The sequence below is a fragment of the Shewanella phaeophyticola genome, from assembly GCF_025398315.1.
GTDB lineage: Bacteria > Pseudomonadota > Gammaproteobacteria > Enterobacterales > Shewanellaceae > Shewanella > Shewanella phaeophyticola.
Genome location: NZ_JAODOQ010000001.1, coordinates 3,148,254 through 3,173,879 on the forward strand (window position 1 = coordinate 3,148,254; position 25,626 = coordinate 3,173,879).

Below are 25,626 nucleotides of genomic sequence, written 5' to 3' on the forward strand. Positions count from 1 at the left end.
GCATTTGAAAGCTAAAAATAACTCGTTTTTGGACAAAAACGAGTTACGAAATTCTTAAAGTTTCCATATTTCGGATAACCTCAGCTATGACAAAGTACGAGTATCACCTACAAGCAAGTGGCCAGTTTAAGTAATCCACTACAAACAGAATAACACGTCGCTTAGTGGAAAAACTAAGCGAAAAACTCTGTACAGATAATAAAATTTAATTTACAGCTCGTTAGGGAAAAAAATTTCTTCAATTCTTTTTCCAAAAACTTCAGCAATTGAAAAGGCAAGGGTTAACGAAGGATCATGCTTACCTGTTTCTATTGCGTTAACCGCTTGTCGAGATACTTCTAACTTTTCAGCTAAAGTCGCTTGAGACCAACCATTCTCTGCTCGGAGAACCCTTAACCTACTCTTCATAGGTTTCACCTTTCAGTTGGATATATTGCGCTATACCAAAGACTACTGCGATGGCTGGCAACATAAAGGCCGGGTTAAGGGTTGGGACATCAACCATTTCACCTAATAAACCGTAAGCCATAGCTATACACCCAACGACTCCTACTGCCCAAAGTAAACTCTCTCCCATCACTCTTTGAATATATTCATCAAACGACCGATATTGGTTTACCACTACATATAATAAAAAAATGATAGGAACCACAGGCAACATGGCGAGAAGCCCTTTGCTAATTGTAGATAGATCATTATTTTCATTTAACACTACAGATAGAGCAAGAACACCTAAAAACATTGCTATACATAAAAGAAATTTTACTGTGAATTTCTTTTCATTTTTCTCTAATACATTACTCATATTAATTCTCTATTTAACTTTAAATTAAATTCAACTGGATTTTCGAGTGCCATGACCAAACTACATTGTATCAAGCATACCTTACATTTACTCAGTGGCAATGTCAAAGAAACCTGATATTTTATCAGGTTATCTTGTCACAGGAGGTCACAATCTGTCATCGTTATTTTTGTGTTGATTTAGAATGTTTATGAGTTAACGCGTGTTAATTTGCAGGTAAAACTGATCCACGATTTGCATCTAAAAGTGATCCACCCAATTGGTGTTATATGACCATAATTATGGTCTATTTTCTAGCCTTTTTCTCCTTTGATTTTTTAGTTGATTCTTTGAATCGGTAGCTGTCATTGCCGCTTTCAATTATATGGCAATGGTGAGTCAATCTGTCTAGCAAGGCCATAGTGAGTTTTGCATCCCCAAATACCTTCGACCATTCAGTGAAGTTGAGGTTGGTGGTGATAAGTACGCTTGTACTTTCGTAGAGTTTACTGAGTAAATGAAACAGCAGAGTGCCGCCCGCTTGACTAAACGGCACATAACCTAACTCATCGAGTATCACCAAGTCGCACTTGGCTAGGCGATTGGCCATTCTGCCAACATGACCTGCTTGTTTCTCAAGCTCTAAGGTATTCACTAACTCGATAGTGGATAAGAACCGTACTCGGTATTGATGATGTTGAATGGCTTGCACCCCGAGTAGCCGTTGCTAAGTGTGTTTTACCTGTGCCAGAGCCGCCGACGAACACCGCATTCTGGCAATCTTCAATGAACTCACAACGATGTAAGCCTCTAATCAGGTATTCATCGACTTCACTTTCATTGAAGTCGAAGCCGTAAAGGTCTCTGTAAACAGGAAACTTCGCGATTTTCATTTGATAGGCAATACTGCGCACTTCTCTGTCTGCTACCTCGGCTTTTATTAGGGTGTCGAGTATTGGTAAAGCTTGTTTGTAAGCAGGTGAGTCTTGCGAGGTCAACTCGGTAATACTGCTCGCCATGCCATGTAGCTTCAACGTTTTAAGGGTGTGTAATAGAGCTTCAGTGTGCATGGCGTTTACCTCGTAATGTGTCGTAGCGTGATGCATCACTGGTTGGTTCAGTGATTAATTGCAGGCTGCTACCAATCGGGATGGGCGCAGGCTGTGGTGGAGTAATTACGCGGCTTAAACAGTTCATCACATGTTGTTTAGATGGGCAGCCTGCGTCTAAGGCCATTTCAACCGCTTTCACAATATCGGCTTCGTCGTGATGCAATATCAACGATAACACCTCGACCATTTCCTTATCCCCGCGCGCTCGTTGCAGCAAAATGGATTGCAGGTGCTTAAAGCTATCGGGCATAGTATTAAATGGCGCACCATTGCGAAGTGCCCCCGGTTTACGTTGCGCGACCAGCAAATAGTGTTGCCAGTCGTAAATGACTTTGCCGGGTACATCGTGATTCACCATGAACGAGCGGGGATGCTCCGCTATCTGCTGCCCTTCAGCGATGAAGCTCAGCCGACTTGGGTACACGCGCAGGCTAATTCTCCGGTTAGCGAAGCTTGCGGGCACAGAGTAACGATTGCGGTCGAAGCTGACTAAGCAGGTAGAGGATACTTTTTTACTATGCTCTATGAAGCCATCAAACGGTGCGGTTACTTTCATCAATTGGCGTTGTTCTTGATACCACACATCTTCAATGGTTCTATCCGTAAACTGAGGATGCTTACGTGATTGCCAGTCGGCAATGCATTGCGCCTCTAGCCAATCGTTGAGCTCAGTTAGCGTGCTCACGCGCGGTAAACGTTGCCAGATAATTGATCGCGCATCACGCACATTCTTTTCAACTTGGCCTTTTTCCCAACCTGCGGCTGGATTACAGAAGTCAGCTTCAAACAGATAATGGCTAACCATGGTTAGGAAGCGGCGGTTAACAATACGCTCCTTGCCTCTTTGCACCTTATCAACCGCTGTTTTCATATTGTCGTAAATCCCGCGCTCTGGCACACCGTTAAACACCCGAAACGCGTGATTATGAGCATCAAACAGCATTTCATGGCTTTGCGTGGGGTAGGCTCGCAGAATATATGCTCGGCTATGACTGAGCTTAAAGTGAGCGACTTGCAGCTTGGTTTTACGACCATCGATGAAGGCATAGTTCTCGCCCCAATCAAATTGAAAGGCTTCACCAGCAGCAAACTCAAGTGGCACGTAAACTTGGTTGGATGCAGTTAATCTCTGCTCTTCACGCCATTTACGTACAAACGCAGCAACCCTGTCATATGAGCCTGAATAGCCCATGGGTAACAAGTCTTCATACAGATTTTTAACGGTTTTACGCTCTTTGCGTCGTTGCCTTGCTTCTCGCTTCAGCCAACTAATGAGCACTTCTTCGAACGCTTTTACCTTACTCTGCAAGTCACGTTGAGGATAAGCAGGCTCTGCAATGTCGCTTTTAAGATAACGACGTACAGTATTGCGAGACAATCCAGTGCGACGAGTGATTTCTCGCTGGGATAACCCATCACGAAAATACCATCGACGTATAACACTTAATAATGACACATCAATCACTCCACATTCTCCTGCTTAAGGGGGGCAGGAGGTATTAAATATGTGGATCAGTTTTCAATGCAAATTAGGGGGAAAGTGGATCAGTTTTGGGTGCAAATTAACACCGTAGGCCATAAGAAACAGTGCCAAACTCACCAGTTTAACCATCTACCCTCTTACTTTATCCAACGCCTCGCAAACCGCATTAACGCCTAAAATGGCTCTTGGGGTTGCGCGGTGGAGTAAATCTGCATCGAACTGATAAATATGCTGCTTTTTAACTGCAGGAAGCTCTGGCCAATCGGCCCAGTTAATGCCTAATACGTTGCCCTCATCTTGGCTTTGTAAAATCACCTCGGCGCCAGTGAGTAGCACATTTTCGATGCTAATTTGTGGGTACTCACTCGCAGCGTCATAAAACACATTTTCACCATGACACACATCAATCAAGTTTTGGATCCAGCTGCCTTTCGCCACCGTCATCAATGGCGTTGACCATAATTGATAAAACACTTTTACCACAGGCTTAGTCTGATTTTGCTGTTTTATATCAGCTAATTGTTGACGATAATCATCTGCAACTTGCTTCGCCTTAATTGAATGTCCTGTCAATTTACCGAGCAGTTCAAGATCAGTGGCAATATCAGCTAACGTTTTAGGATCGCTATTAACAAGGTTAAAGCCTAAATCTTGCAGTTGCTTAATGTCTTCCATCTTATTGCCGCTTTGCCACACCACAACCAAATCTGGGTTTAACTCAATCACACGCTCAATTTGCACCCCGTAATACCCGCCAATGCTGGGGATATTTTTAGCTTGTGTTGGGTAATCGGCATAATCTGTTGTGGCGACTATGGCATCACCCGCGCCAATGGCATAAAGCATTTCAACACTTTGCGGCGACAAGGCAACGATCCGTTTAGCTGTCGCTACTGGCACTGCGCCGTTTACAGACAGCTCATTAACCGACACTGTTGCAAAAGCAGTTGAGAGTACACTTGATAACATAAATAACGAAAACGCCATCGACAACGAAACAAATAAACGTAACAAAGGGATATCCTTAACAACTTAAGTAACAGATCAAAGATGATAAAACGGCTTATTCGACCAGTTTATCTGGCCAACCATAGTGATCAATATAATTAACTAAATTTTTAGGTCGATAATTACTGTCATTCAACCAACGTGTTTTAACTGATTTATGTAAAACAATCGGCACTAAATCTGGATCTAATTCACGTAAAAAACGCTTTTTAATTCGATAAAAGCTTCGATAAGAATCGTGAATGTCGGCCATGGGATTAGGCAATAAAGTATCAGACAAATGCAGCTCAACCGTTAACTTAAACATTTTGGCTTGGTTTAACATCCACTGTAAGGCAATGTCCGACAAGGTGCTGCCATCCTTATTCGGTGCACAACTACCACCAATATTACTGTGAGCTCCCGCAAACCACACTTGTTGAATATCAATGCCACTGCGAGGTTGCCAAATAGTGGGTTCAAAATCACTACGATGCTCATCCAGTGCCAAAGCATGACGCGCCACTTTAACATTATGCCCAAGCTTGGTGTCGTAAAACTCATCTTTGTCTTCAAATAGTCCTAAAAATGACACCGGGATCCCCATGGCGCCCACGGTATCCCACACGCCGACAAACGCCACTTCGCGCGATGGATGAGAATGCTGCTGCCTAAACGCAACCGAGCGTTCACCTTCTGGCGCAAACGGTTTACTCTTCATTTTATAGTGGTCAAATGCTTGTTGAATCAATTTGGCATCTGGGCGAGTCACAATACCGCAGTTATTAATTAAGCCGCATAAACAGCGCACAGTATAGGCGCCGCGACTAAAACCAAACAAATAGATTTCATCACCTGGAGAGTAGTTTTGCACGATATAGCGATAGGTATCCATGATGTTTTTATGTAAGCCACGGCCAGTTGCACCGCCGATTAATGCATCATGGTATGAGCCAATCCCCCAATCATAAAATACCTGCTGTGGCACGCCATCATCACCTAGCGGTTTAATCGCTCGGGCGAGTTTGAGTACATTGGTTGCGTGATCTTTTTCAAGATCCTTTTCAGGCCGATTCCATGTACCATCGGCACAAATTACAATTCGTTTTTTCATCACAGTCTATGCTCCCTGCCTAAGTCGTCCCGTCATAGTCGTCCTGTCATCACTATAGACTAAAAGCCAATTTGAACCCGACAAAAAATGACCAATACTCGACAATTAACCTTAAGCAAAAGGAACGGCTTTATGATAACTGCAGAGCAAAGTGTATTAATGATTGTTGACGTGCAAGGCAAGCTTGCCCAAGTGATGCAGCAATCTGAACAATTACATCAAAAACTGGCTGTATTAATTCAAGGGGCGCAACTTTTTGATATTCCTATTATTTGGCTAGAGCAACTGCCTGACAAACTAGGCCATACCAGTGATGAGTTGGCGCAACTACTCTCAAAAACCACTCAGCCTATCGCAAAAAAGCACTTTAGCGGTTGGCATTGTGATGAGGTAAAGCAACAACTCAACACATTAAACCGTCGCAACGTTATTTTAGCTGGGATAGAAACCCACGTGTGTGTTTACCAAACCTGCCAAGACTTACAGGCCAACGACATTCAAGTGCATGTGGTTAACGATGCAGTGTCATCAAGAGAATTACAAAACAAAACCCTTGGAGTACAAATGATGCTAAACGATGGCGCAAAACTCACTAACGTTGAGTCGCTATTGTTTGAGTTACAACATGTGACTCCAAGGTGAGCGCTTTAAGGCATTACTCAAGCTGATAAAGTAGCCATATGATGCCAGTATGAGTATGATGTTAAGCACAAATATAACAATAACATCATACTGCTATGCACTCATTTGATCGGCCCATTATTATTTTATCCGCGCCACGTTCAGGCAGTACCCTACTGTTTGAAGTGCTGTCAAAAAGCCAATCGCTGCATACTATTGGCGGTGAAAGCCATGCATTGATTGAAACCATTCCTAAACTCAATATTGCCTATCGTCAGTTTAGCTCCAACGCCTTAAGCGCTGACGATATTGACGATGAGTTAGCTCAGCAATTACAACAACGCTTTAGTGATGAGCTGCGTGACAGTAAAGGCCAAAAGCCTAAAACATCATCGGTTAGACTGCTTGAGAAAACCCCAAAAAACAGCTTGCGAGTTGATTTTTTTAATGCGCTATTTCCAGATGCGTTATTTATATACCTAGTGCGTGAACCCAAAGAAAATATCAGCAGCATTATGCAAGCCTGGCGTTCTAACAAATTTGTCACCTACCCTAACCTTCCAGGTTGGGATAAACGTCACTGGTCACTGTTATTACCGCCAAACTGGCAACAACTTAACCAACAACCGTTGCACAATATCGCGGCGTTTCAATGGCAAGCGGCTAACGATGCCATTATGAGTCAATTGCAAACGTTGCCACCCGAGCGTTGGTGCATGTTGTCGTATGATCAACTTGTGTCTCAACCTGAGCAAACAGTGAAAGCACTGTGTGAGTTCACCGGCATTGAGTTTGACCCAGATTTAGCCAGCTTATGCAGCCAACCGTTACCGCATTCGCGCTACACCATTACCACGCCTAAAGCCAATAAGTGGCTAGACAATTATCACGATATTGAAAAAGTGTGACCTAATATAGCCAATACGCTTGGTCAAATTAATCAACATTTGAGCGCACACGGTCAGCCTGTTTTTGAAGCACAATGGCAAGCACATGATGTGGCACCGCCACCGCCACCGCCGCCTAAAGTCGATGTTGCAACGGTGCCACGTAATAGCCCATGTCCATGCGGCTCAGGTAAACGCTTTAAACAATGCCATGGCGCATTACGTTAATTTAAAGAGAGTCATATAATGAAGTTACCTCATGAATTTTATCAACTCCCTTACCGCTTTGATGTGCCTAAACTCATTGAAGAAATTAGCCAATTTACCGAAGATGATTGGGTGACTCACCACGAGGGATTTCAAGGCAATTCGGCTATTCCATTAATATCAGTCAATGGCGAGTTTAATAACGATTTTAAAGGCCAATGAAACCAACTGCCGCCCTTGAGAAAAGCCCCTACATTAAGCAAATATTGGCCTCATTTGGTGAAGTATTGAGTCGTTCACGCTTAATGCGTTTAGCGCCAGGCGCGCAAGTGCCATTGCATTCAGACATTAATTACCATTGGTATAAACGGGTTCGGGTGCATATTCCTATCACCACCACCGAACAGGTTCAGTTTTACTGTCATGACAAGCAAGTGCATATGGGAGCTGGAGAATGTTGGATTTTCGACTCGTGGAAATACCATAAAGTTGAAAATAATAGCGATCAATATCGGGTTCACTTAGTGATAGACCTGGCAGGTTCAAGTGCATTCTGGCGAACAATATTTAACCATTCCCGGGCAATTGTTGCGCCGCAAACGCCGTCATTAGCTTGTAGCAGTATCGATTATCAGCCAGAAGCCCAGCCTGAAATCATCACCGAGCAATATAATGCGCCTATTATTATGCCGGTCGCTGAAGTGGAATACTTAACTAACGAGTTGCTTGCAGAAGTAAAGCATAATCCACAAAACCCAGCCGCCGAAATTGATGCGTTTAACCTATTAATTGCCGAGTTTGTTGCCGATTGGCGCATGCTATGGCTGCAGTTTGAATGCCAGCAACAAGGTTGGCCGCAGTATCATGCCCTGCGTGAGCGCACTATGAAAAAAGCCATGCAACAGGTGCCGTCATTGCAATTAGCCTACTCTGGCTCTGCCGTTAAAGCATTTGAGCAATTAGTGATTGTGGCGTGTATGAATATTGAGCTAAACCAAACTCGTCAAAGCCCACCGACTCAAGCCGCTCAAGCTAAACCTAGACCTTCACCTCAACCGAGCGTAATGGAACCTTCGGCGACGGCGGCACCTCAACAAGAGATTGCAGCACCGCCAACACGCAATACCCCTTGCCCTTGTGGCAGCGGTAAGCGCTATAAAGCCTGCCACGGTAAAATGAGTTAATACCTACTCACCAAAAAAATCATCAAATAACAAAGGCGCCATATCGGCGCCTTTGTTATTAACATTCCATCGTTTATGTATTGACGAATAAAGTCACATCGTCGTTAACCAAAAACTGCTGCGCCGCTTTTTGAGCTATCGCGTCTAGCTTGGCAATGTCAGCTGGCAGATAGTCGCGGTACTTATCGCCTTGACCAATGGCTTTAGGGTTCATTGGTTGTCTCACTTGGCTGGCACTTGGCGTTAATACCGCACGCTTTGACTCATAAAACGTAAAACACTGCGCCTGAGTCTCTAAGCCACAATAATCTAGCATTCGTTGAATTTGCACCTCTGGCTGATTAACCAACTGCTCAAAACACACATGCAGAATTTCATTAGGGTATAGCGTGTCCCAATGCGCCATGATATCTAAATAGTAGCCTCAATATGTGCTGATGCCATCGAGCGAGTATGAATAGTCATGGCCATGACTAAAATATTGTTTAAACACACTTAAGCCATTATCGACCGTATTGCGCACCACATTAATGATTTTGGCTTGAGGAAACAGGCTTTTAATCAAGCCGATATGCAAAAAGTTATTTGGGTTTTTATCAATCACATACACAGGTGCATCGTCAAAATAGTGATTCACTTCAGCCAAATACTTTACCTTAAAGGCATTAATCTCAGTGGCAGTTAAGTTATTTAGCCGCGCTTGATAGCCGCCCGACATTTCCAGTTGCAGCGCAAAACGCTCCATAAATGGCAGCTCATCCGTGGCACCGACCTGAGTATGACACGCTAAAATTTGCTCCACCAATGTGGTGCCAGAACGCGGCATGCCTACAATAAAAATCGGTGTTTGGTTATGTACTGCCTGTCGATCAATCTGTGCTGATGGCAGGTGTTTTAACAATGAGAACACTAAATTTGAAAACAAAGCCTGCTTAAAAGGTCGTTGAGAAGACATTAACTCATTGGCTTTTAACATCGCCTGACACGCTTTATCAACTTGTTCGTGTTGCTCATAAGCCTTACACAACGCAAATTGGATCAAGCTATGATTGCTAACACTTAACTGAGTATCACCTGCGCAGCGTTCAAGCTCGCTAACATCATCGGCGCTAAATTGATAACGCTTTAAGTCGGCCAGGCTCCAATAACCCACACCATATTGATTACCGCTTAAGTTAATGTATTTTTTGTAAAAGTCGGCGGCGATATCGGTGTTGCTTTTGGCTTTATGAATGTGGCCTAAATTAAGCATTACGGCGGGTTCAGGCATATTATTGCTGACACACCAGTCAAAACATTGCTCAGCCAGTGCCATGTTACCCACTTTAGTGGCAACCATCGCCAGCTTATATCGATACTGATGCGAAGTCGGCTCAAGCTCACACAGCTGCTGTAACAATTGTAAAGCCGCAAAATGGTCTTCTTTTACTTCATTAATACTCACTAAACCTGCCAGCACATTCACGGCAGCAGGCACCAGTGCTTGCGCCGCTTTAAGATGAGATTCAGCTTCTTGCAGTTGTTGTTGCTGCAAATAAATTAATCCCAACATGGTTAAAGCTGAAGCATTGTTAGGGTCACGTTTAACCACTTTGCGAGCATACATTCTGGCCGACGAGTAATTTTTAGATTGAAAAAGAGACTCTGCCTGAGATAAATATTGTTCAATAACGCTCACATCATGATCCTTTAATTATTATTTTATCAATGTAAATTGATTATCCTAATGACAGTGAGATTATCACAACTCACACTGACGACTGAACCCAATACTGAACGAAATAGCTCACAGCTACGTATTGTATTGCATCAGACATAGAGCATTGAATGTCTCAATGGTATGGTAAATAACCTAAGCTCATCCCTTATCCCGAGCTCAGGTTAAATACATGTCTTTAATATTCGACTACCCCCAAAGCATAGTGAGTTGCCATGAAAAATAATGAAGTAAAAGTCCCCAGTGGCCGTTTGTCCCGTTTATCTAAAATGGGTGGGCTAGCATCGCGCTTGGCGGGTAACGTATTATTTGAAGGGGCAAAACAAATGACTAAAGGCCAGTCGCCTAAATTACAACAATTGGTGATGACCCCATCGAACATTGGCCATGTGGCCGAAAAATTATCGCAACTGCGCGGCGCGGCCATGAAAGTTGGCCAAATGTTATCAATGGATGCCGGTGATCTCGTTGCACCAGAGCTAGCCGAAGTGTTAGCTAAACTGCGTTCAGATGCTAAAGTCATGCCGCATAAGCAACTAACCACGTTGCTGGTACAACAATGGGGCCGAGATTGGTTAGCGCCTTTCGCCCAATTTGAGTTACGCCCTTTTGCCGCTGCGTCTATTGGCCAGGTGCATTTAGCCTATTTAGATACTGGCGAAAAGTTAGCGGTAAAAATTCAATATCCCGGCGTACGAGACAGCATCGACAGCGACATTGATAACGTTGCCACCTTATTAAAAGTATCAAGGCTTATCCCCGCAAACGTTAAGCTTGATACTTTACTCGCCGAAGCCAAAGCGCAATTACATAATGAGGCTGACTACCACTTTGAAGCCGAGCAAATCGGGCTTTATCAACAACAACTTGACGACAATCCGCATTTTATTGTGCCTAAAGTGTACTCAGCACTGAGCAATAACAGCATCTTAACCATGCAATTTGTTGAAGGCGCGCCCATTGAATCAGTAGCACAGGCCTCACAAGAGGTGCGCAACCTCGTTGCCAGTCGCTTAATGGAGTTGTGTTTTAAGGAGTTATTTGAGTTTAAGTTACTGCAATCTGACCCTAACTTTGCCAATTTTCAGTATCAGGCCGACAGCGAAAAAATTGTCCTACTCGACTTTGGTGCCACGCGCAGTATTAGCGATAAATTAGCACAAGGTTATCAGCAGCTGATGGCAGGGGCACTTAAGCACGACAAAGCACAAATGGCAGCTGCCGCGCAACAAATAGGCTTTTTTCAAGATGCGATAGATCCTGCGCATAAGCAATTAATCATTGATATTTTCTATCAAGCTTGCGAGCCAATATATTTTGATGGCGAGTATGATTTTAGCCAAAGTACCTTAGCCAAACGCATCACCGAAGCAGGTAAAGCAATGAGCACTCAACAAAATGAATGGCATACACCACCAACCGATGCTATTTTTATTCATCGTAAATTAGCAGGTATGTATTTACTGGCGGCTAAACTCAAGGCAAAAGTGAACGTTGGCGAGCTATTTTCTAAGTATCGAGGTTAATGAAAACACAGTAATGATGCTTGTTATATTGCACATTTACTCAACCAAGGCATCATTATGACGTTAAATCATTTTTGGCGGTCTTACTCTCTTATTAGCATAGCGATGCTCACGCTAAGTGCGCCTTCATTTGCCCATGAAACCAAACAACCAACCACTCAAAGCAAAAGCGAAGCAGACCTAAAACAATGGCCTGTGACAATGGCAAAGGTACAAGCACAATTTACTGAGGCTAAAATGGTCGTCCCTGGGCATGGCAAAATCGGTGATACGTCACTGCTAAGCCATACCATAGACCTGCTCACACAGTAGTCTCACGTCAGCACTGATGTAATAATGCATTATTGTAAAATGATAAAAAAAACAGTTAGTTAATTTATAGTTCAGTTGAACTTACACAAGGAGAGTTACCATGTTTAGTCACGTTATGCTCGGCGTTAATGATATTGAAACGTCAAAAAAATTCTATGATGCCACTTTAGGCGCTTTAGGTATTGCACCAGGAAAAATTGACCCAAAGGGACGTTGCGTTTACATGACCCCAACCGGCATATTCTTATTAACTAAACCAATTAATGGTGAACCTGCATGTCACGGTAATGGCTCAACTATTGGCTTTGCTGCAGAAACCCCAGCATTAGCCGATGCATGGCATGCTGCGGGCGTTGCTAATGGCGGTACAGCCTGTGAAGATGCGCCAGGCGTGCGTTCAGCCCCAGGGATGGACTTATACCTAGCCTACCTGCGCGACCCAGATGGCAATAAACTGTGTGCTCTGCACCGAGTGTAATGAGCTTCAGGAATTCGCTTTAGAAATTAACTTCAGCTCAGCTAGAGTTAATAAACGAGGATGGCCTGGTTCACAGTCAGGCCATCACTTTAGTCAAGGTTACTGATGCATCACAACGCACGACAGGGTAAAATAGCCGCCCTTTTATGCTGTGAGTGTGTGCAATGACTGTTAGCGATCCGTGTTTTATCCCTTTTACTGATGCGATAGCGCTCAATAACACAGTTGCAGAACAAGGACTACCAGAGTCTTTTACCTTCCCATTTTATTATCAACCTCACCCATTAGCCATACTGGCAGCACAGCAGTTGCAGCAGGAGTTGCTTGAGGCTAATCCATGGCAGCATAACTTTGGCTTAGACAGCGACAATGACCGCGGCATGGTTATTGGCAAGATGTTTGGTGTGTTGGTAGTGAAAAATACACAAGGACAGTTGGGATTTTTAGCGGCGTTTTCAGGCAAATTAGCCGAGAAAAATATCTTGCCACCCTTTGTGCCTCCTGTATTTGACATGTTAACTCAAGACAGCTTTTTTAACGCTGAAAACAAACAGATTAACCAGATAAATCAATTCCTCCACCAGCATGAAAGCGACCCGTTATTGGCGAGTTTAACCGCGCAGTTAACTCAGCAACAACAGCAAGCAGAACGTGAGCTTGAGCAATTACGAGCCTTGATAATCGACAGCCGCAAACAACGTAAGCTCGCCCGCGAACAAGCCGATAACGCCTTAGCTCAGGCCGAAATCAGTAGTGATGAGCATAAAAGCTTATCAATTGAGCTTAGCCGCCAAAGCGTGCAGCAAAAACATCAGCTCAATGCATTAAAGCAGCAATGGCAAAGCCAAATCACGGCAACGCAAACCCAGCTAAATGAGCTGCAACAACAAATAAAACAGCTTAAGCGCCAACGCAAACAACTGTCTAACAGCTTGCAAAAAAAACTGTTTGCGCAGTATCAGTTTTTAAATATTGAAGGCCAAGCTCGAGACTTAAACGATATTTTTAATGATGCGCCGAATCACTTGCCGCCAGCCGGTGCGGGCGAATGCGCTGCACCTAAGTTACTGCAATATGCGTTTAAACAGCAATTAATCCCAGTCGCCATGGCAGAATTTTGGTGGGGCGCATCGCCAAAATCAGAAATCAAACAACATCAAAATTACTACCCTGCCTGTCACGGAAAATGCCGGCCAATTTTAACCCACATGCTAGCGGGCATGCAGGTTGACGCTGATCCATTACTGCTTAATCCAGGTAAAGATTTAACCATTGAGATTATTTATCAAGATGATGTGATGGCGATAATCAATAAACCCGCCGAACTATTATCGATCCCCGGTAAAAACATTACCGACAGTGTGTTTAGCCGCATGCAGCAACAATTCCCAAATGCGACTGGAGCCGCTTATTGTTCATCGTTTAGACATGTCGACATCAGGACTCATGGTGATTGCACTCACCAAAGAGGCTAATAAAGCCTTACAACAGCAATTTATACAGCGCAGCGTAACCAAGCGTTACATAGCGTTAATTGAGGGTGTGCCGAGCCAAGATGAAGGCGATATTAGTTTGCCGCTGAGGGTAGATTTAGACGACCGCCCTAAACAACTGGTATGTTATGAGCACGGCAAGCATGCAGAGACATTTTGGCAAGTGCATCAGCGCCTTAATCAGCGCACCTTAGTGCACCTGTACCCTAAAACGGGGCGTACCCATCAATTACGTGTGCATTGCGCTCATCATGATGGTCTTCACATGCCAATTGTCGGTGACGATTTATATGGCGTTGCTGCAAACCGCTTGCATTTACATGCTCAATATTTAGCGTTAGCTCACCCAGAGTCGGGTGAGGCATTAATATTTGAAGTTAAAGCTGATTTTGAATAACGGATGATAAAAACCATAAAACCGATATTGAATCAACAATATCGGTTTTAAGCATAATCGTTGAAAACAAAACGGATACTTAAAAGTTATTGGGTTTCTCTTCTAAGTGCATTTGCTCTACAAGTCCTTGACCTGTACGTTGCTGATAAGTCGACTCAGCCTGCTGCATTCTGTTTTTGCCACTGGTAACCAGAGCTTGACTCTGTTCAGTTTCGCTTTGCCCTTCGGCGACATTGGTATTGCCGTCTTCGATAAGCTCCTTAGCGTCGACATACATTTCGTCTGCATCTTCCCAAGCATCAGCAATATCATCTAAGCGTTCAACTAAATCGGCAGCACGCTTGCCATTTTGAGCACCAGTTAACGAGCTTGCCATTGCTTGAAACGCTTCACGTTGCTTTTGTGCATTGGTTCTCGCGAGGGTAATCAGCTTTTCACCTTCACGAATTTGTGCATTGCCTTTACTTATCGCTTTGCGACCATCGGCTAACAGTGTTTCACCTTTTTTAACGTCTTTTTGACCTTGTTCCCATTGCTGAGAGACATCAAGATGTTTTTCGCTCTCGGCTTTTACTTTTGAGGCAAAGTTATTTTGAGGCGTGGCACATCCGGTCATTCCCACAACACCAACAACGATCAAACTACACAGTACTTTGTTCAATTAACGTCTCAATAATTCAGGTTAGGAACGGCGCAATTAAACAGTTTCAACATAAATAAAGCAAGAGCCTAATCACATTAAATCGCGTTAATGAAACCCAGCCTCCTCGGGCTTTAGCATTAATAGCTAATAAACATATATCGCCAAAAAAACCTAAAACTAAAAGTGATGTGTTAACCTTATTTCCAAATATAAAACATCACTCAATTGATACGAAAAAGTATCCAATGTAATGTTACAGCTCGAACAACACATCCGTTCTAATGATGTATTTAACCCCATGATAAATGGGTTCTGAACTGTGAATACAATGCAACGGATGCATACCATGAGGAAAACACAACACACTCCCCGCAGGTGTTCTTACATCAACTTGCTTAACATTATCACCACGTTTTGCCGGCAAATGTGGATTGTCTGCATTAACCAAAAAGCGAGTTGCGCCGCCCTCAAAATCTTCAGTCAGTAAGATTAAAAAAGTTAATTGACTATAACGATCGCCAAAAGCATCGCGAACTAACTGACCATCAATCACCTGGCTTCCAGGCCATGAACCGTCAGAATGCGGTTTAAAATAATCCCCTTCATTGTAACGATAAAATCGGAAACGATTATTCAACCCTAGCGCGGCTTTGCCAGCAAAAATACCTAAATCATCACCCATAAGGTGCTTAACTTTATTCCAAATAGCTTGTTCTGTAGCGTTATCAACCACCCAGGTCAAACTGTCGTTATGGCGAACATCACGCGGTAATGACACGGCAGCATCGGGCAAAAAGCCCATCGACTCACTTGCCGCAATTAAGCGTTGGCACTCATCGGCAGACAATACATTCAATAACTGAAATGCCCCAGGTACTTCGTCTAACATTTTTTTAGTTGCAGGCGTTGCGGCAACGTCGCTGATAACAGCCGCATTAGGCTGATAATTTGCCCAGGTTGGTAGTGCAGGATGCTCAGCGCCTGGCTCATGGGCGACCACAAAAAACGTTGATTCTTCATTTGTGCTGTTCATTAATAACTGACCTTAATATTCAATATATAGCTTAGATAAACCGCCAATAAGCTAATGGCTAATGGCTAATGTTAAATGACTAATCTTAAATAACTAATGTTAGATGGCTAATAACTCATCACTCTGACCTGGGCAAACTGCCGATGACTCGCCGCCGTACCATGAAAACCAAACCCACTTTGCTTAGCGCCAACCCATGGTGCATTACCTGCCCCACCACCTTGGTTAACCCCCACCATGCCGGCTTCAAGTTGTTCGGCCACCGCATTTGCATCTTGTCCGCCAAATACAGCCGCACTTAAACCATAAACACTGTCATTAGCACGTGTAATCGCATCATTAATGTCACTAAATCGGCTGATAGCCACCACGGGGCCAAAGGTTTCTTCACGCTCAAGTTGCATATCAGGTGTGATACCACTGACTACAGTTGGTTGAATAAACGGTAACGGATAATCATCACTACCTAATAGAAACTGTGCGCCTTTAGCTTTAGCGTCTTGCAATTGTTGCAATACTTTTTGGTGTTGAGTTGGATTAACCATAGAGCCAATATTCACTTGCGGTTGATCCCATTTACCCACTTGATAACGGCTAGCCAGCTGCACCACCTTTTGCTCAAACTCATCGGCAATACTTTCATCCACGTATATACGCTCGGTTGAGGTGCACATTTGCCCGGCATTTTCAAACGAACTTGCCACCGCAAAACGCACTGCAGCATCAATATTGGCGCTGGCCATGACAATCATCGGGTCGTTACCACCAAGCTCCATCACTAATCGTTTTAACCCTGGAGCAGCATTGGCCATAATATGCTTACCTGCGGCCAGAGACCCAGTAAAAGCCACCATATTAATGTCAGCACCAACAAGTGCCTGCCCGATTGCTTTATCACCTTGTGCTACTTGCAACACATGCGCTGGCAACACGTTATTTAAGGTATCGACAAACAATTGCGCGACTAATGGCGTTTGTTCAGACGGCTTTAAAATCACACTATTACCGGCAATTAATGCAGGAAGCAGCAAGTTATTTGCCATCGCTAACGGATAATTCCAAGGCGAAATAACCGCGACAATACCTAAAGGTCGATATTGCAATTGAGTGTTGTTACCACGGTCTTCTGCTGCCAAGGCATCGCCTATTTCACCAGCAAAATAAGGCGCGTTTTGAATCGTGCCGCCAACTTCATAGGTGGCACGACGATAGTCTTTACCCATCTCTTGGCCAATTAACGTCGCCAAGTCATCTTGCACAGCGGCCAATTGCTGGTATGCCTTAACCACATACTGTTGACGTTCGCTTAACGCTAAGCTTGCCCATGCTTTTTGTGATGCTTTGGCTTGCGCTATAACTTGTGGAAGAACAGATATTGCTAAAGCATCAACACTGCCCACCTCAATGGCTTGAATGTTGTCGCTGCCAGCCACTTTATGGTAGCTACCGGCATCATAAGAAGTTAATACAGCCATGGAGAAATGCTCCTTAATGGTACTAGTCTAATTACCGCCTATTTTGATACAGTGGAATACAAAAGCAACCAGTATACTTTTGGTAACCTAGGTTAAATCAAGTAAACATAATGAAAACAACAATTGAAACAATGAATAACGGTCAAAAAAAAGTAATCAACCCATGTACCGAACCTTGCTCAGTTGAACGTGGCATGCGAGTGCTAGGCGGAAAATGGAAAGCGTCTATCTTGTGGCACTTACAAGATGAACCGGTTAGGTTTAACGATTTATCGCGCATGTTGGGCGGTGCGAGCAAAAAAATGGTCGACCAACGCCTTAAAGAGCTCGAAGCCCAAGGATTAGTGACTCGCCATGTGATTAATGACCGCCCTATCGCAGTGTCTTATGCCATTACCGATCTTGGCCGCACCGCGTTGGATATTTTAGAGCGATTGAAAGAATGGGCAGATGAGTATGTCGTGTGATGACACCGCGGTGATATTGTCACTTTTATAAGAAAAAGCTAACGCAACATACAGTTAGCCAACTTGATTAGACTAAAAACTCTAATTAGTAAAATAAACATGACACCAATACAAGAGCGATAATGGTTTAATACGTTTTTATCTTTATCAACATGCTTTAACATTCGCCGCTAAATTACTCGAGGTTAGCCTACATTAATGTTTAAGCTTATTGTCACTTTGGTCGTTATCACCATGTTAGTCCTATCGCCTTCTATTGCTGAGGCGAGAGATAAAGTGACTTTTTACACCGAACCTTACCCGCCATTTCAATCTCAAAATCAACAAGGTCAGCTGGTCGGTTTTTCAATTGATATATTACAGGCTGCTCAAGCGTATCTTGACTTTGATATCGATATTCAAATGATGCCTTGGAGCCGCGCTTATCATAATGCCTTGAGCCAACCCAATACCTTTATTTTCTCTATTGCTAGTACCGACAAGCGTTTAGCCTATTTTAAATGGATTGGTGACTTTTACACAGTGCAGGACATGATCTACAAGAAAAGTAATCGCCCAGATATTCAGCTCAACACTATTGACGATATCAAGCACTATTCTATGGCGTTATCACGCAATGATGCGTCGTTAGATAGGCTTAAACTAGACGAAAAAAACCAAAATGTATACATAGTTAGAAGTCAGCTAGCTGCTCTAAAAATGCTAAATTTTGATCGCGTAGATTTGATTTACAATAATGAAGTCGGGTTTCGCGAAGACGTTAAAAAAATGGGTTATAAAACCAGCGATTTTACCGCCGCACTGCCCGTGGTAAACATGCCCATTGGTATTTCAACCCACAAAGACACCAACGAAGCACTTGCCAACAACATGCGCCAGGCGCTAAATACGATTAAAAAAAATGGCGCGTTAGCACAAATCACCACTCGTTGGTTTGCCCCTAGAGTTATCTCCCAGTAATCCAGTAATCCAGTAATCCAGTAATCCAGTAATCCAGTAATCCAGTAATCCAGTAATCCAGTAATCATTGGTTTATTCGCACGCGTTTGGCAATCCGATTGCGTACAGCACCCACAATTAGCGTCCTCATATTCAGTGTTGAATTGTGGATATTATTAAGCGGATATTATTAAGTGGATAGTATTAAGTGGATATTGCGAAATGGATATTATTAGCCAGCGGCTGACTCATTTTGGGGCAAACCGTGAGACCCCCTTCTCGTGTAGGCAGTGCTTTTGAGCTGGGATCCTAGTTTGTTTTGCTTTGTACTTTTTGTGCTTTACGACCTGCGACCACTAACAGCCACCTCTTTATAATAAAGAATGAAAATGCTAACGCTTCAGATGGGAGTCTGATGTGAATGGATTCACAAATGTCGTGGTGGCATGGATGCCAAGAAACGACCCTTCCCCTCCAAAACTAGCTCGCTCTGATAGGTAGGATGCCTGAATGCCTTGAAGAACAAGGATGTGCTAGAAAGGCCATGGCCAGCTCACGTTTTCTCTTGTAAAGAGTCTTCAACAGCCTCAAGTTCAGAGTTGAATTTAGGCATTTTCAAGCAGAAACCAGCTCGTTTTTGGACAGAAGTTTGTTAGAACAAAAGCCCTAAAAGTGAGCAGTGAGATTAGGAGATGTAAGGTATGGATTAAAGTTCACACTGTTCTCTTATTTCCTAGGCAACGAAATTAGTTGGCGGTGCAAGGGGATCGATTCGGCTAGCGAAAAATGTTACTGCTCAGCACACACCTAAAAAGCATAAGATCTTACGCCGGTATTTACACTATAAAGGTATCACTCGGGCTTGTTCAACACTTGGGATAAGGACGAGGCTACGCGTGCCCTATCCTTATTTGTTATACGTTCTTTACCGTAGATTTAATCGCTGCAATAAAGTCATTTATTTTACTATGTTGAATTTGGGCATATAATAACTGTCTATTTTTATTGGAAGCCCTAAATACAACAAAGACTCTACCTTAAAGACTCTACCTTTCACTCTAATTTTATTGACATTTGCGTGAGCAATTGAGTTTCGGATATGTCGAAAAAGACTCCTAGCTCCGCTATTATCGCCTTTAGCTACTATTATAATTTGCTCAGCTTGCTCCCCTTTTGAGAGACTGTTTTGTATTGTTAAGTCCGATTGCATCCCTGTTTTTTCGACTTTAAATTTTAGATTATTAGCTCGTTTAAACTCGGTAAAGCCTTTTGCACGAAGATCAAAATTCCCTTTAGGATCTAGCATTTTAACTTTCACTTCCCAATGCCTTAAAAGGTCAAGATACAAAGAAGATGCTGTTTTTTATCAAGCATATGCTAAATCTCACTTAATCTTAAAAATCATTTCAGCCATCTTATCTATTATGTTCTGCCTACATTTTGGATTGATGGTTTCCGTATATCCATCTGGCATTAGCATCTTGCTAATAAAAGATGTGTTGCCAGTAATTTTTAAATTTTCATGCAGCTTTCTTTCAAAATGATATATTAAGTCCCCACTTGAGGAATGTATATAATTAACCAATTCATGCGTTAGTAAAGACTTTGCACTTTGTTGCTTCATTCGCTTAATTGGTTCACGATTTGTAATTCCAATTTTTATAGCAATCAATTCACCATCCATAAATAAATCTTGAAGATAAAAATATGCATCTTTACCTCTATTAAAACCAGTTTCACTACATTTGGGGCAACCACTACCACTAAATAGAGTATCTGGTGTAGTTTCCCACTGTTGCCTTTTTTCAGTTAAATCATTGTGATTAAGACAACGAATAATAACCTTACTCTTTACACCCAACTTTGAATCTGTGGAGAACTTTATAAACTCGTACCCTGTTTCTAAGTTGATTTTTTCAATTATATTCGACTCAGTATAGACATATCTATTTCTGCATTTCGGGCATCGGCCACCTCGTAGCACATTATTTATACTAGGTAGCCATGGATTATCAAAAAGTTTACCCTCTCCATGAACAGGGCAACACAAGTTTACTAATGAATGTTTGTTGATATTTTCACTGCTTAAAAAACCAATAACTGTATAAGACGTATTCACTTCTAATTCTTCACGATACTCATCTTCTGAGTATTGATACAGAAAAGAACATTTTGGGCAACCACTACCTCTTAAAATATCTTCTAATCGAGGTAGCCATTTTGTTTTATAAGTATCTCCATTACCATGAGAAGGACAACCAACAACAATACGAGTGTTTTTTCCTTTAAATTCAGAATCAAATCTAACAAATGTGTACTTAGTACTATTTACTACGTTAATCCATTCCGCCTTACTACGTTTATATACTTTAGAACATTTTGGGCATCCTTTTTTATGATAAAGTAAGTTTGATAGCGTGGGAGTCCACGGCGTAAAAAACTTGCTTCCTGTACTGGTCAAGCCAAACTGGACACTTTTAATTGAGAATTTTCAAACTCTACAGGTGACAGATCACCATTAGCAGAATGAAGTCGCTCCAAGTTGTAATATTTCATGTAAGCCGTCACATCTTGCTTCATAAACACCCTTGTTGGTTGAGCAACTTTAAAAATCCAATCGTGTTTCAAACTACCAAAGAAACGTTCAACGACGGCATTATCCCAACACGCACCCACATCCCCCATACTGGCTCGGATACCATAGTTCGATAGCAGCTTACTGAATTGCTTGCTGGTATACTGTGAGCCTCGGTCACTGTGAAATACCAGCCCTCTGTTCGGTTGGCGCAGGTTGTAGGCTTTCATCAATGCCTTAGATATCAAATCTGTAGTCATGCGTTTGTCTATGTGCCACCCAACGATCCGGCGTGAATATAAATCCATCACCACCGCCAAATACATCCAGCCTTCACCTGTCTTTAAATAGGTCACGTCACCAGCCCAAACCTGATTAGCGGATACTGGGTTAAAGTTCATGTTTAACAGGTTCTCAGCCACAGCATCCGAGTGTTTGCGTTGCGTAGTCACCTTGTAAGCACGTCGCTGAGTAACTTTGAGTCGAAGGCGGTGCATAATTTTACGAACGAGATAGCGACCAACCTGGTAGCCTTCTTTGCGCAATTTCTTCACCATTTCACGATTCCCTAAGCTGCCTCGACTTTGCTTAAACAGCTGTCGAATAAGGCGATAAAGCTTCAATGTTTCAAGGCTTATCACGTTTGCTGGGCGTTTATGCCAATCGTAATAGCCTGACTTACTAACACTCATTACTCGGCATAACTGTGCGATAGGGAACAGGTTAGATTGCTGTTTGATGAAGCGAAATTTTACTTCATTTCTCTCGCAAAGAAGGCGCTTGCCTTTTTTAGTATTTCTTTCTCCATGCGTAATTCTTTGTTTTCTCTACGCAATCTTTTTAGTTCATCACGTTCAGACTCTTCTAAAGCGATACCTTGTTGTAGGGCTTGGTGTTTTTCCTTCCAGTTGTAAAGCAGACTAGTGCTAACCCCAAGAGACTTTGCTGCATCAGCAACGCTATAACCTTGTTCTAGCACCATCAAGACGGCTTCATCTTTAAATGCTTGCGGATAACTTTTATGTGATTTTTTTAGACTCATATCGACCTCTTAATTTATTGACCATACTGTCACAAAACTAAGTGTCCGATGGAATTAGACCAGAACATCCCTCTCCATGAATAGGGCAGTCAAGATTTACATTTGTCTGAATGCCTTTAAACTCTCCTAAAAAATTTACGAATATAAATCCTAACTCTTTTACCTGTTCAATACATTCTTCTTGAGTGTATCTGTATCTACCAGAGCACTTGGGACAACCGTAACCTTGCATAACTGAGTCTGCAACAGGTAGCCATGGGTTACCAAATTCACTTCCTTTACCATGCTCTTTGCAGGATAGAATAACTCTAGTTTTTGCATTAAATTTATCGCCAAGAAAATCTATAAAATCATACTTCCCATCTAATCGATTTATGAATTTATTAAAATATGGTAAGTCTTTTTCTAATAATTTTTTCATGAAAGTTTCATTTCTAGCATAGAATGTAATAATGAGATAAAGCTATGACACTGTATTTGGTAGCATACCTGTTTACATGTAGCGACCGCACTGCAGCTTGTCACAAAATGATAATATTTAAAACAGTTAGAACACCAAAACGAGGGGGTAAAACGTTTTGGGGCATAAATGACTTTCGTATATTGCTTGCAACTGTCCAAATTCAACTCTGGACTTGAGGCCGTTGAAGAAAATGACGTGAGCCCAGACATGGATGTCTGGCTAGCTTGTAAGTCCCTTCACAATTTAACGCCCCACAATAAGGGGTCGTAACGCAGTTATTTTTTTGTTGTAGCGTACGTGAAACAACAAAACAAACAACGCAGTGTAAGTCCCAGCAGTGAAGCTGCGTACTTGACGTGATTGGTTATACATTTGCTATCGTAGCCCCAACAGCCCCTGCTGATATAGCGACAACAATGGCCAAGCTTCTTATATAGAGCTGGAATTTGGATTGCTGTATCTGGTATTTGGTTAGCCGTTGACGCCCCATGAGAAATAAAATAATTGATATCCCCAAGATAGAAGGAACCAAGTACTTACCTGAAGTAGACAGTATGTAACCAGCTGACACTATCAAAAACGAGGCCAAGAATAGCCAAGTAGTAGCCAGTATTTTATTTTCTTTCACATGACCATCCATAAAAACTTTCTCCATTTTATGTAATCGTGGTAGAGCGGCCATTACTGACCCGACCCCACACAGATCCGGACGTGCGGAACTACCGCATCCGGCTCTTCAGTTATATATTCACTCGTGTAAAACACGATCCTAGTACCAATCAATCAACACCAAACGCTTGTTGATCTTTGGACTCTCAATTCTAAAATACTCTAACATCTTCTTGAAATTACTCCAGTTATAACTTCGCCGTCCACTACGCCTATTCAACCATTTGTATAAGCTATGAAGAACATAGTCATATACATACGATAAGCTTCGGCTGTTATCTGGCAAACCAAAATAATTTCTAAATCCGACTAATTTTCGCTTTAACTGTGGCAGCCACTCTCTCAGTTTTAATGAGCGTTTAGCTTTGATCCATTGGTAATACTCGCTCAACGTCGCCTTCTGTTTCTTCACAGCTGTTCGTCGTCTGAGTCTTGCTTTACCTTTCGAATCTCTGCCCCAGTAAAACTCAAATCCAAGAAATACAAAATGACGTTTTCGTCCAATATGAAAGCGACTAAATCGCATCAATGATGTTTTATCTTCTGCGACGTCTAGGTTGAATTTCTTTAATCGTTTTGGCAAAGCCTTATAAAAGCGTTCAGCATCATGTGCAAACTGAAACGCACAAACAAAATCATCCGCATAACGGATCATCATTGCTCGGCCTTTCATCCTTGGCTTCACTTTCTTTTCAAACCAAAGGTCTAGCGCATAATGCAAATAAATATTAGCTAACACAGGGCTGATAATGCCACCTTGTGGGCTACCGCTTAATGGCTTAGTAAATTCACCATCAGGGGATTTTATCCTTGCTTTCAACCATTGATTTATCAAATTAAGTATCGCCTTGTCATCAATTCGTTGCTCGAGCATAGCCATCAGCCATTCGTGATCAAGGTTGTCAAAGAAGCCTTTAATATCTGCCTCAACAATATAACCATAACCTTTAAATTGCAGATTGAGCGTTAAACTATGCACCGCTTGATGCGCACTTTTATTCGGGCGATAACCATAGCTATTACGCAAAAAGTCTTGTTCCCAGATACTTTGCAGGATCTGACTGACACTTTGTAGCACTAGCTTGTCATCTACCGTTGGTAGGCCTAAAGGGCGTAATTTACCGTTCGATTTAGGAATAAAAATCCGTTTGATGTCATTAACTCGATAACATTTCTGTTTGAGTTGCTGACCTAAACGGTCGATATTTTCTATCAGCTTATCTCGGTACTTAGGCATGGTAATGCCATCGATACCAGGCTTCGCTTGCTTATTGAGTTGCCCCCAGCTTTGATACAGGCTGTCAGTATTTAGCAGTCCATATAAATTCTGAAACCTGTGCTTGGGGTGGGTTTGTGCTTTAAATGCGATGGCATTAAGTGTGGTTGTCATAGTGGCTCCAGCCCAACTTTGTCTGGACTATGTGGCAGCTTAATACCGAATATAACTGTCAGCTCCTTCGCCATGTACAAGGCTTTCCCCTGCTCAGACTACTATGGGCTGATCTGACTTCCAAAGGGTCATCGTTCGTCTCGCTTTTAACTAGACTTCTCTACCATCGTCCTGATGGAACACCTTTGGATCTCTCAAGTTCCTGATGCATCTCTTTATGCATGCCACGGCTTGATAACTCCGCTGACTCGCCACAACCTCACCCTTCATTTATATGAATAACGGCTGCTTTGCATGGACTTCGATGGCGTTACAAACCTCGTCAGTCAGTTCTAGTATTTATCGGAGCGATACCAGCACTTCAGGATCACGACAATCCCTATGGCCTACATAATTCTCTGTGTACGCTTCACCAATATTGTTCGCGTGATGCAGTCCTCACTGCTGAAAAGCATCTGCTAATCTCACACTCCGCCAAAGGTGCAACACTCGATACAGGTGGCTGGTTAAACCTTACCTGACAGGGACTTACACCCTGCAAGATGCATCAAGCTTCGCTTGACGCACTAACGCTGTTTTTTTAATGGTAAATTAACGTTAACTATAATCGCGAAGCGATGGCCAGCGG

Annotated in this window: 23 protein-coding genes and 4 pseudogenes; 11 read left to right on the top strand and 16 right to left on the bottom strand. The window is 42.6% G+C overall.

What is annotated here, in order from left to right; translation table 11 throughout:
* Positions 1–210: 210 nt before the first annotated feature.
* The 6 genes and pseudogenes from N4T56_RS14570 to N4T56_RS14595 form a co-directional block, all read right to left on the bottom strand.
* Positions 211–408: a helix-turn-helix transcriptional regulator gene (locus N4T56_RS14570; RefSeq protein WP_188952830.1), complete on the bottom strand. Its 198-nt coding sequence runs from the start codon at positions 406–408 to the stop codon at positions 211–213.
* Positions 398–805, bottom strand: a complete 408-nt coding sequence (locus N4T56_RS14575) for a hypothetical protein (protein WP_188952828.1) — start codon at positions 803–805, stop codon at positions 398–400. The genes N4T56_RS14570 and N4T56_RS14575 overlap by 11 nt, the downstream gene beginning before the upstream one ends.
* A gap of 286 nt (positions 806–1,091) precedes the next feature.
* Positions 1,092–1,854: pseudogene (gene istB / locus N4T56_RS14580) on the bottom strand (IS21-like element helper ATPase IstB).
* Positions 1,844–3,361 (bottom strand): IS21 family transposase, encoded by a 1,518-nt coding sequence (gene istA / locus N4T56_RS14585; protein WP_188927181.1) that lies wholly within the window; start codon positions 3,359–3,361, stop codon positions 1,844–1,846. The pseudogene istB and the gene istA overlap by 11 nt, the downstream one beginning before the upstream one ends.
* Positions 3,362–3,508: 147 nt before the next feature.
* A complete protein-coding gene (locus N4T56_RS14590; RefSeq protein WP_261733727.1) occupies positions 3,509–4,393 on the bottom strand; it encodes a cobalamin-binding protein in 885 nt (294 codons plus the stop codon).
* A gap of 49 nt (positions 4,394–4,442) precedes the next feature.
* Positions 4,443–5,480: a DUF2235 domain-containing protein gene (locus N4T56_RS14595; RefSeq protein ID WP_261733728.1), complete on the bottom strand. Its 1,038-nt coding sequence runs from the start codon at positions 5,478–5,480 to the stop codon at positions 4,443–4,445.
* A gap of 132 nt (positions 5,481–5,612) precedes the next feature.
* Here N4T56_RS14595 and N4T56_RS14600 point away from each other — a divergent pair.
* The 5 genes and pseudogenes from N4T56_RS14600 to N4T56_RS14620 all read left to right on the top strand — a co-directional run bounded on the left by N4T56_RS14600 (position 5,613) and on the right by N4T56_RS14620 (position 8,379).
* A pseudogene (locus N4T56_RS14600) lies at positions 5,613–6,156 on the top strand (isochorismatase family protein).
* A 61-nt stretch (positions 6,157–6,217) separates the two neighbouring features.
* Positions 6,218–7,009, top strand: coding sequence for a sulfotransferase family protein (locus N4T56_RS14605; protein ID WP_261733729.1), 792 nt, complete (start codon positions 6,218–6,220; stop codon positions 7,007–7,009).
* Positions 7,010–7,048: 39 nt separating this feature from the next.
* Positions 7,049–7,216, top strand: coding sequence for an SEC-C metal-binding domain-containing protein (locus N4T56_RS14610; RefSeq protein ID WP_261733730.1), 168 nt, complete (start codon positions 7,049–7,051; stop codon positions 7,214–7,216).
* An 18-nt stretch (positions 7,217–7,234) separates the two neighbouring features.
* Positions 7,235–7,417 carry a hypothetical protein gene (locus N4T56_RS14615; RefSeq protein WP_261733731.1) on the top strand — a complete coding sequence of 61 codons (183 nt, stop codon included), beginning with the start codon at positions 7,235–7,237 and terminating at the stop codon, positions 7,415–7,417.
* Positions 7,414–8,379, top strand: a complete 966-nt coding sequence (locus N4T56_RS14620) for an aspartyl/asparaginyl beta-hydroxylase domain-containing protein (RefSeq protein ID WP_261733732.1) — start codon at positions 7,414–7,416, stop codon at positions 8,377–8,379. The genes N4T56_RS14615 and N4T56_RS14620 overlap by 4 nt, the downstream gene beginning before the upstream one ends.
* 73 nt (positions 8,380–8,452) lie before the next feature.
* On the opposite strand, the pseudogene N4T56_RS14625 reads toward N4T56_RS14620, so the two are convergent.
* Positions 8,453–10,057: pseudogene (locus N4T56_RS14625) on the bottom strand (tetratricopeptide repeat-containing sulfotransferase family protein).
* A 254-nt stretch (positions 10,058–10,311) separates the two neighbouring features.
* Between N4T56_RS14625 and N4T56_RS14630 the strand changes: the two are divergent.
* The 4 genes and pseudogenes from N4T56_RS14630 (at position 10,312) to N4T56_RS14645 (ending at position 14,302) form a co-directional block, all read left to right on the top strand.
* Positions 10,312–11,622, top strand: coding sequence for an ABC1 kinase family protein (locus tag N4T56_RS14630; RefSeq protein ID WP_261733733.1), 1,311 nt, complete (start codon positions 10,312–10,314; stop codon positions 11,620–11,622).
* A 57-nt stretch (positions 11,623–11,679) separates the two neighbouring features.
* Positions 11,680–11,934: a hypothetical protein gene (locus N4T56_RS14635; RefSeq protein ID WP_261733734.1), complete on the top strand. Its 255-nt coding sequence runs from the start codon at positions 11,680–11,682 to the stop codon at positions 11,932–11,934.
* Positions 11,935–12,034: 100 nt separating this feature from the next.
* Positions 12,035–12,412, top strand: a complete 378-nt coding sequence (locus tag N4T56_RS14640) for a VOC family protein (protein WP_261733735.1) — start codon at positions 12,035–12,037, stop codon at positions 12,410–12,412.
* 164 nt (positions 12,413–12,576) lie between these two features.
* Positions 12,577–14,302 (top strand): annotated as a pseudogene (locus tag N4T56_RS14645) (pseudouridine synthase).
* Positions 14,303–14,381: 79 nt separating this feature from the next.
* Here N4T56_RS14645 and N4T56_RS14650 read toward each other — a convergent pair.
* From N4T56_RS14650 to N4T56_RS14660, 3 genes are all read right to left on the bottom strand, one after another.
* Entirely contained in the window at positions 14,382–14,963 is a 582-nt protein-coding gene (locus tag N4T56_RS14650; RefSeq protein ID WP_261733736.1) for a hypothetical protein, read from the bottom strand.
* Between the two features lie 235 nt (positions 14,964–15,198).
* On the bottom strand, positions 15,199–15,978 hold the full coding sequence (locus tag N4T56_RS14655; RefSeq protein WP_261733737.1) for a prolyl hydroxylase family protein: 780 nt from the start codon (positions 15,976–15,978) through the stop codon (positions 15,199–15,201).
* A gap of 107 nt (positions 15,979–16,085) precedes the next feature.
* The gene (locus N4T56_RS14660) at positions 16,086–17,453 is read right to left on the bottom strand and encodes an aldehyde dehydrogenase family protein (RefSeq protein WP_261733738.1); all 1,368 of its coding nucleotides are present in this window, start codon (positions 17,451–17,453) and stop codon (positions 16,086–16,088) included.
* A 110-nt stretch (positions 17,454–17,563) separates the two neighbouring features.
* Between N4T56_RS14660 and N4T56_RS14665 the strand changes: the two genes are divergently transcribed.
* On the top strand, positions 17,564–17,920 hold the full coding sequence (locus N4T56_RS14665) for a winged helix-turn-helix transcriptional regulator (protein WP_188955736.1): 357 nt from the start codon (positions 17,564–17,566) through the stop codon (positions 17,918–17,920).
* Positions 17,921–18,118: 198 nt separating this feature from the next.
* Entirely contained in the window at positions 18,119–18,880 is a 762-nt protein-coding gene (locus N4T56_RS14670) for a substrate-binding periplasmic protein (protein WP_261733739.1), read from the top strand.
* A gap of 937 nt (positions 18,881–19,817) precedes the next feature.
* Here N4T56_RS14670 and N4T56_RS14675 read toward each other — a convergent pair.
* The 6 genes from N4T56_RS14675 to ltrA all read right to left on the bottom strand — a co-directional run bounded on the left by N4T56_RS14675 (position 19,818) and on the right by ltrA (position 24,998).
* Entirely contained in the window at positions 19,818–20,177 is a 360-nt protein-coding gene (locus N4T56_RS14675) for a hypothetical protein (protein WP_261733740.1), read from the bottom strand.
* A 66-nt stretch (positions 20,178–20,243) separates the two neighbouring features.
* Positions 20,244–21,320: a GIY-YIG nuclease family protein gene (locus N4T56_RS14680; protein ID WP_261733741.1), complete on the bottom strand. Its 1,077-nt coding sequence runs from the start codon at positions 21,318–21,320 to the stop codon at positions 20,244–20,246.
* Positions 21,317–22,476 (bottom strand): IS3 family transposase gene (locus tag N4T56_RS14685; RefSeq protein ID WP_188927198.1). Its coding sequence is split into 2 segments (ribosomal slippage): positions 21,317–22,227 and positions 22,227–22,476, totalling 1,161 coding nucleotides; the frame shifts between segments, so codons are not numbered across the junction. Before N4T56_RS14685 ends, N4T56_RS14680 begins: the two co-directional genes overlap by 4 nt.
* Positions 22,477–22,513: 37 nt before the next feature.
* The gene (locus N4T56_RS14690; RefSeq protein WP_261733742.1) at positions 22,514–22,897 is read right to left on the bottom strand and encodes a hypothetical protein; all 384 of its coding nucleotides are present in this window, start codon (positions 22,895–22,897) and stop codon (positions 22,514–22,516) included.
* 406 nt (positions 22,898–23,303) lie between these two features.
* Complete coding sequence (locus N4T56_RS14695; RefSeq protein ID WP_261733743.1) at positions 23,304–23,621, bottom strand: hypothetical protein; 318 nt, start codon at positions 23,619–23,621, stop codon at positions 23,304–23,306.
* An 87-nt stretch (positions 23,622–23,708) separates the two neighbouring features.
* Positions 23,709–24,998, bottom strand: a complete 1,290-nt coding sequence (ltrA, locus tag N4T56_RS14700) for a group II intron reverse transcriptase/maturase (protein ID WP_261733744.1) — start codon at positions 24,996–24,998, stop codon at positions 23,709–23,711.
* Between the last annotated feature and the right edge of the window lie 628 nt (positions 24,999–25,626).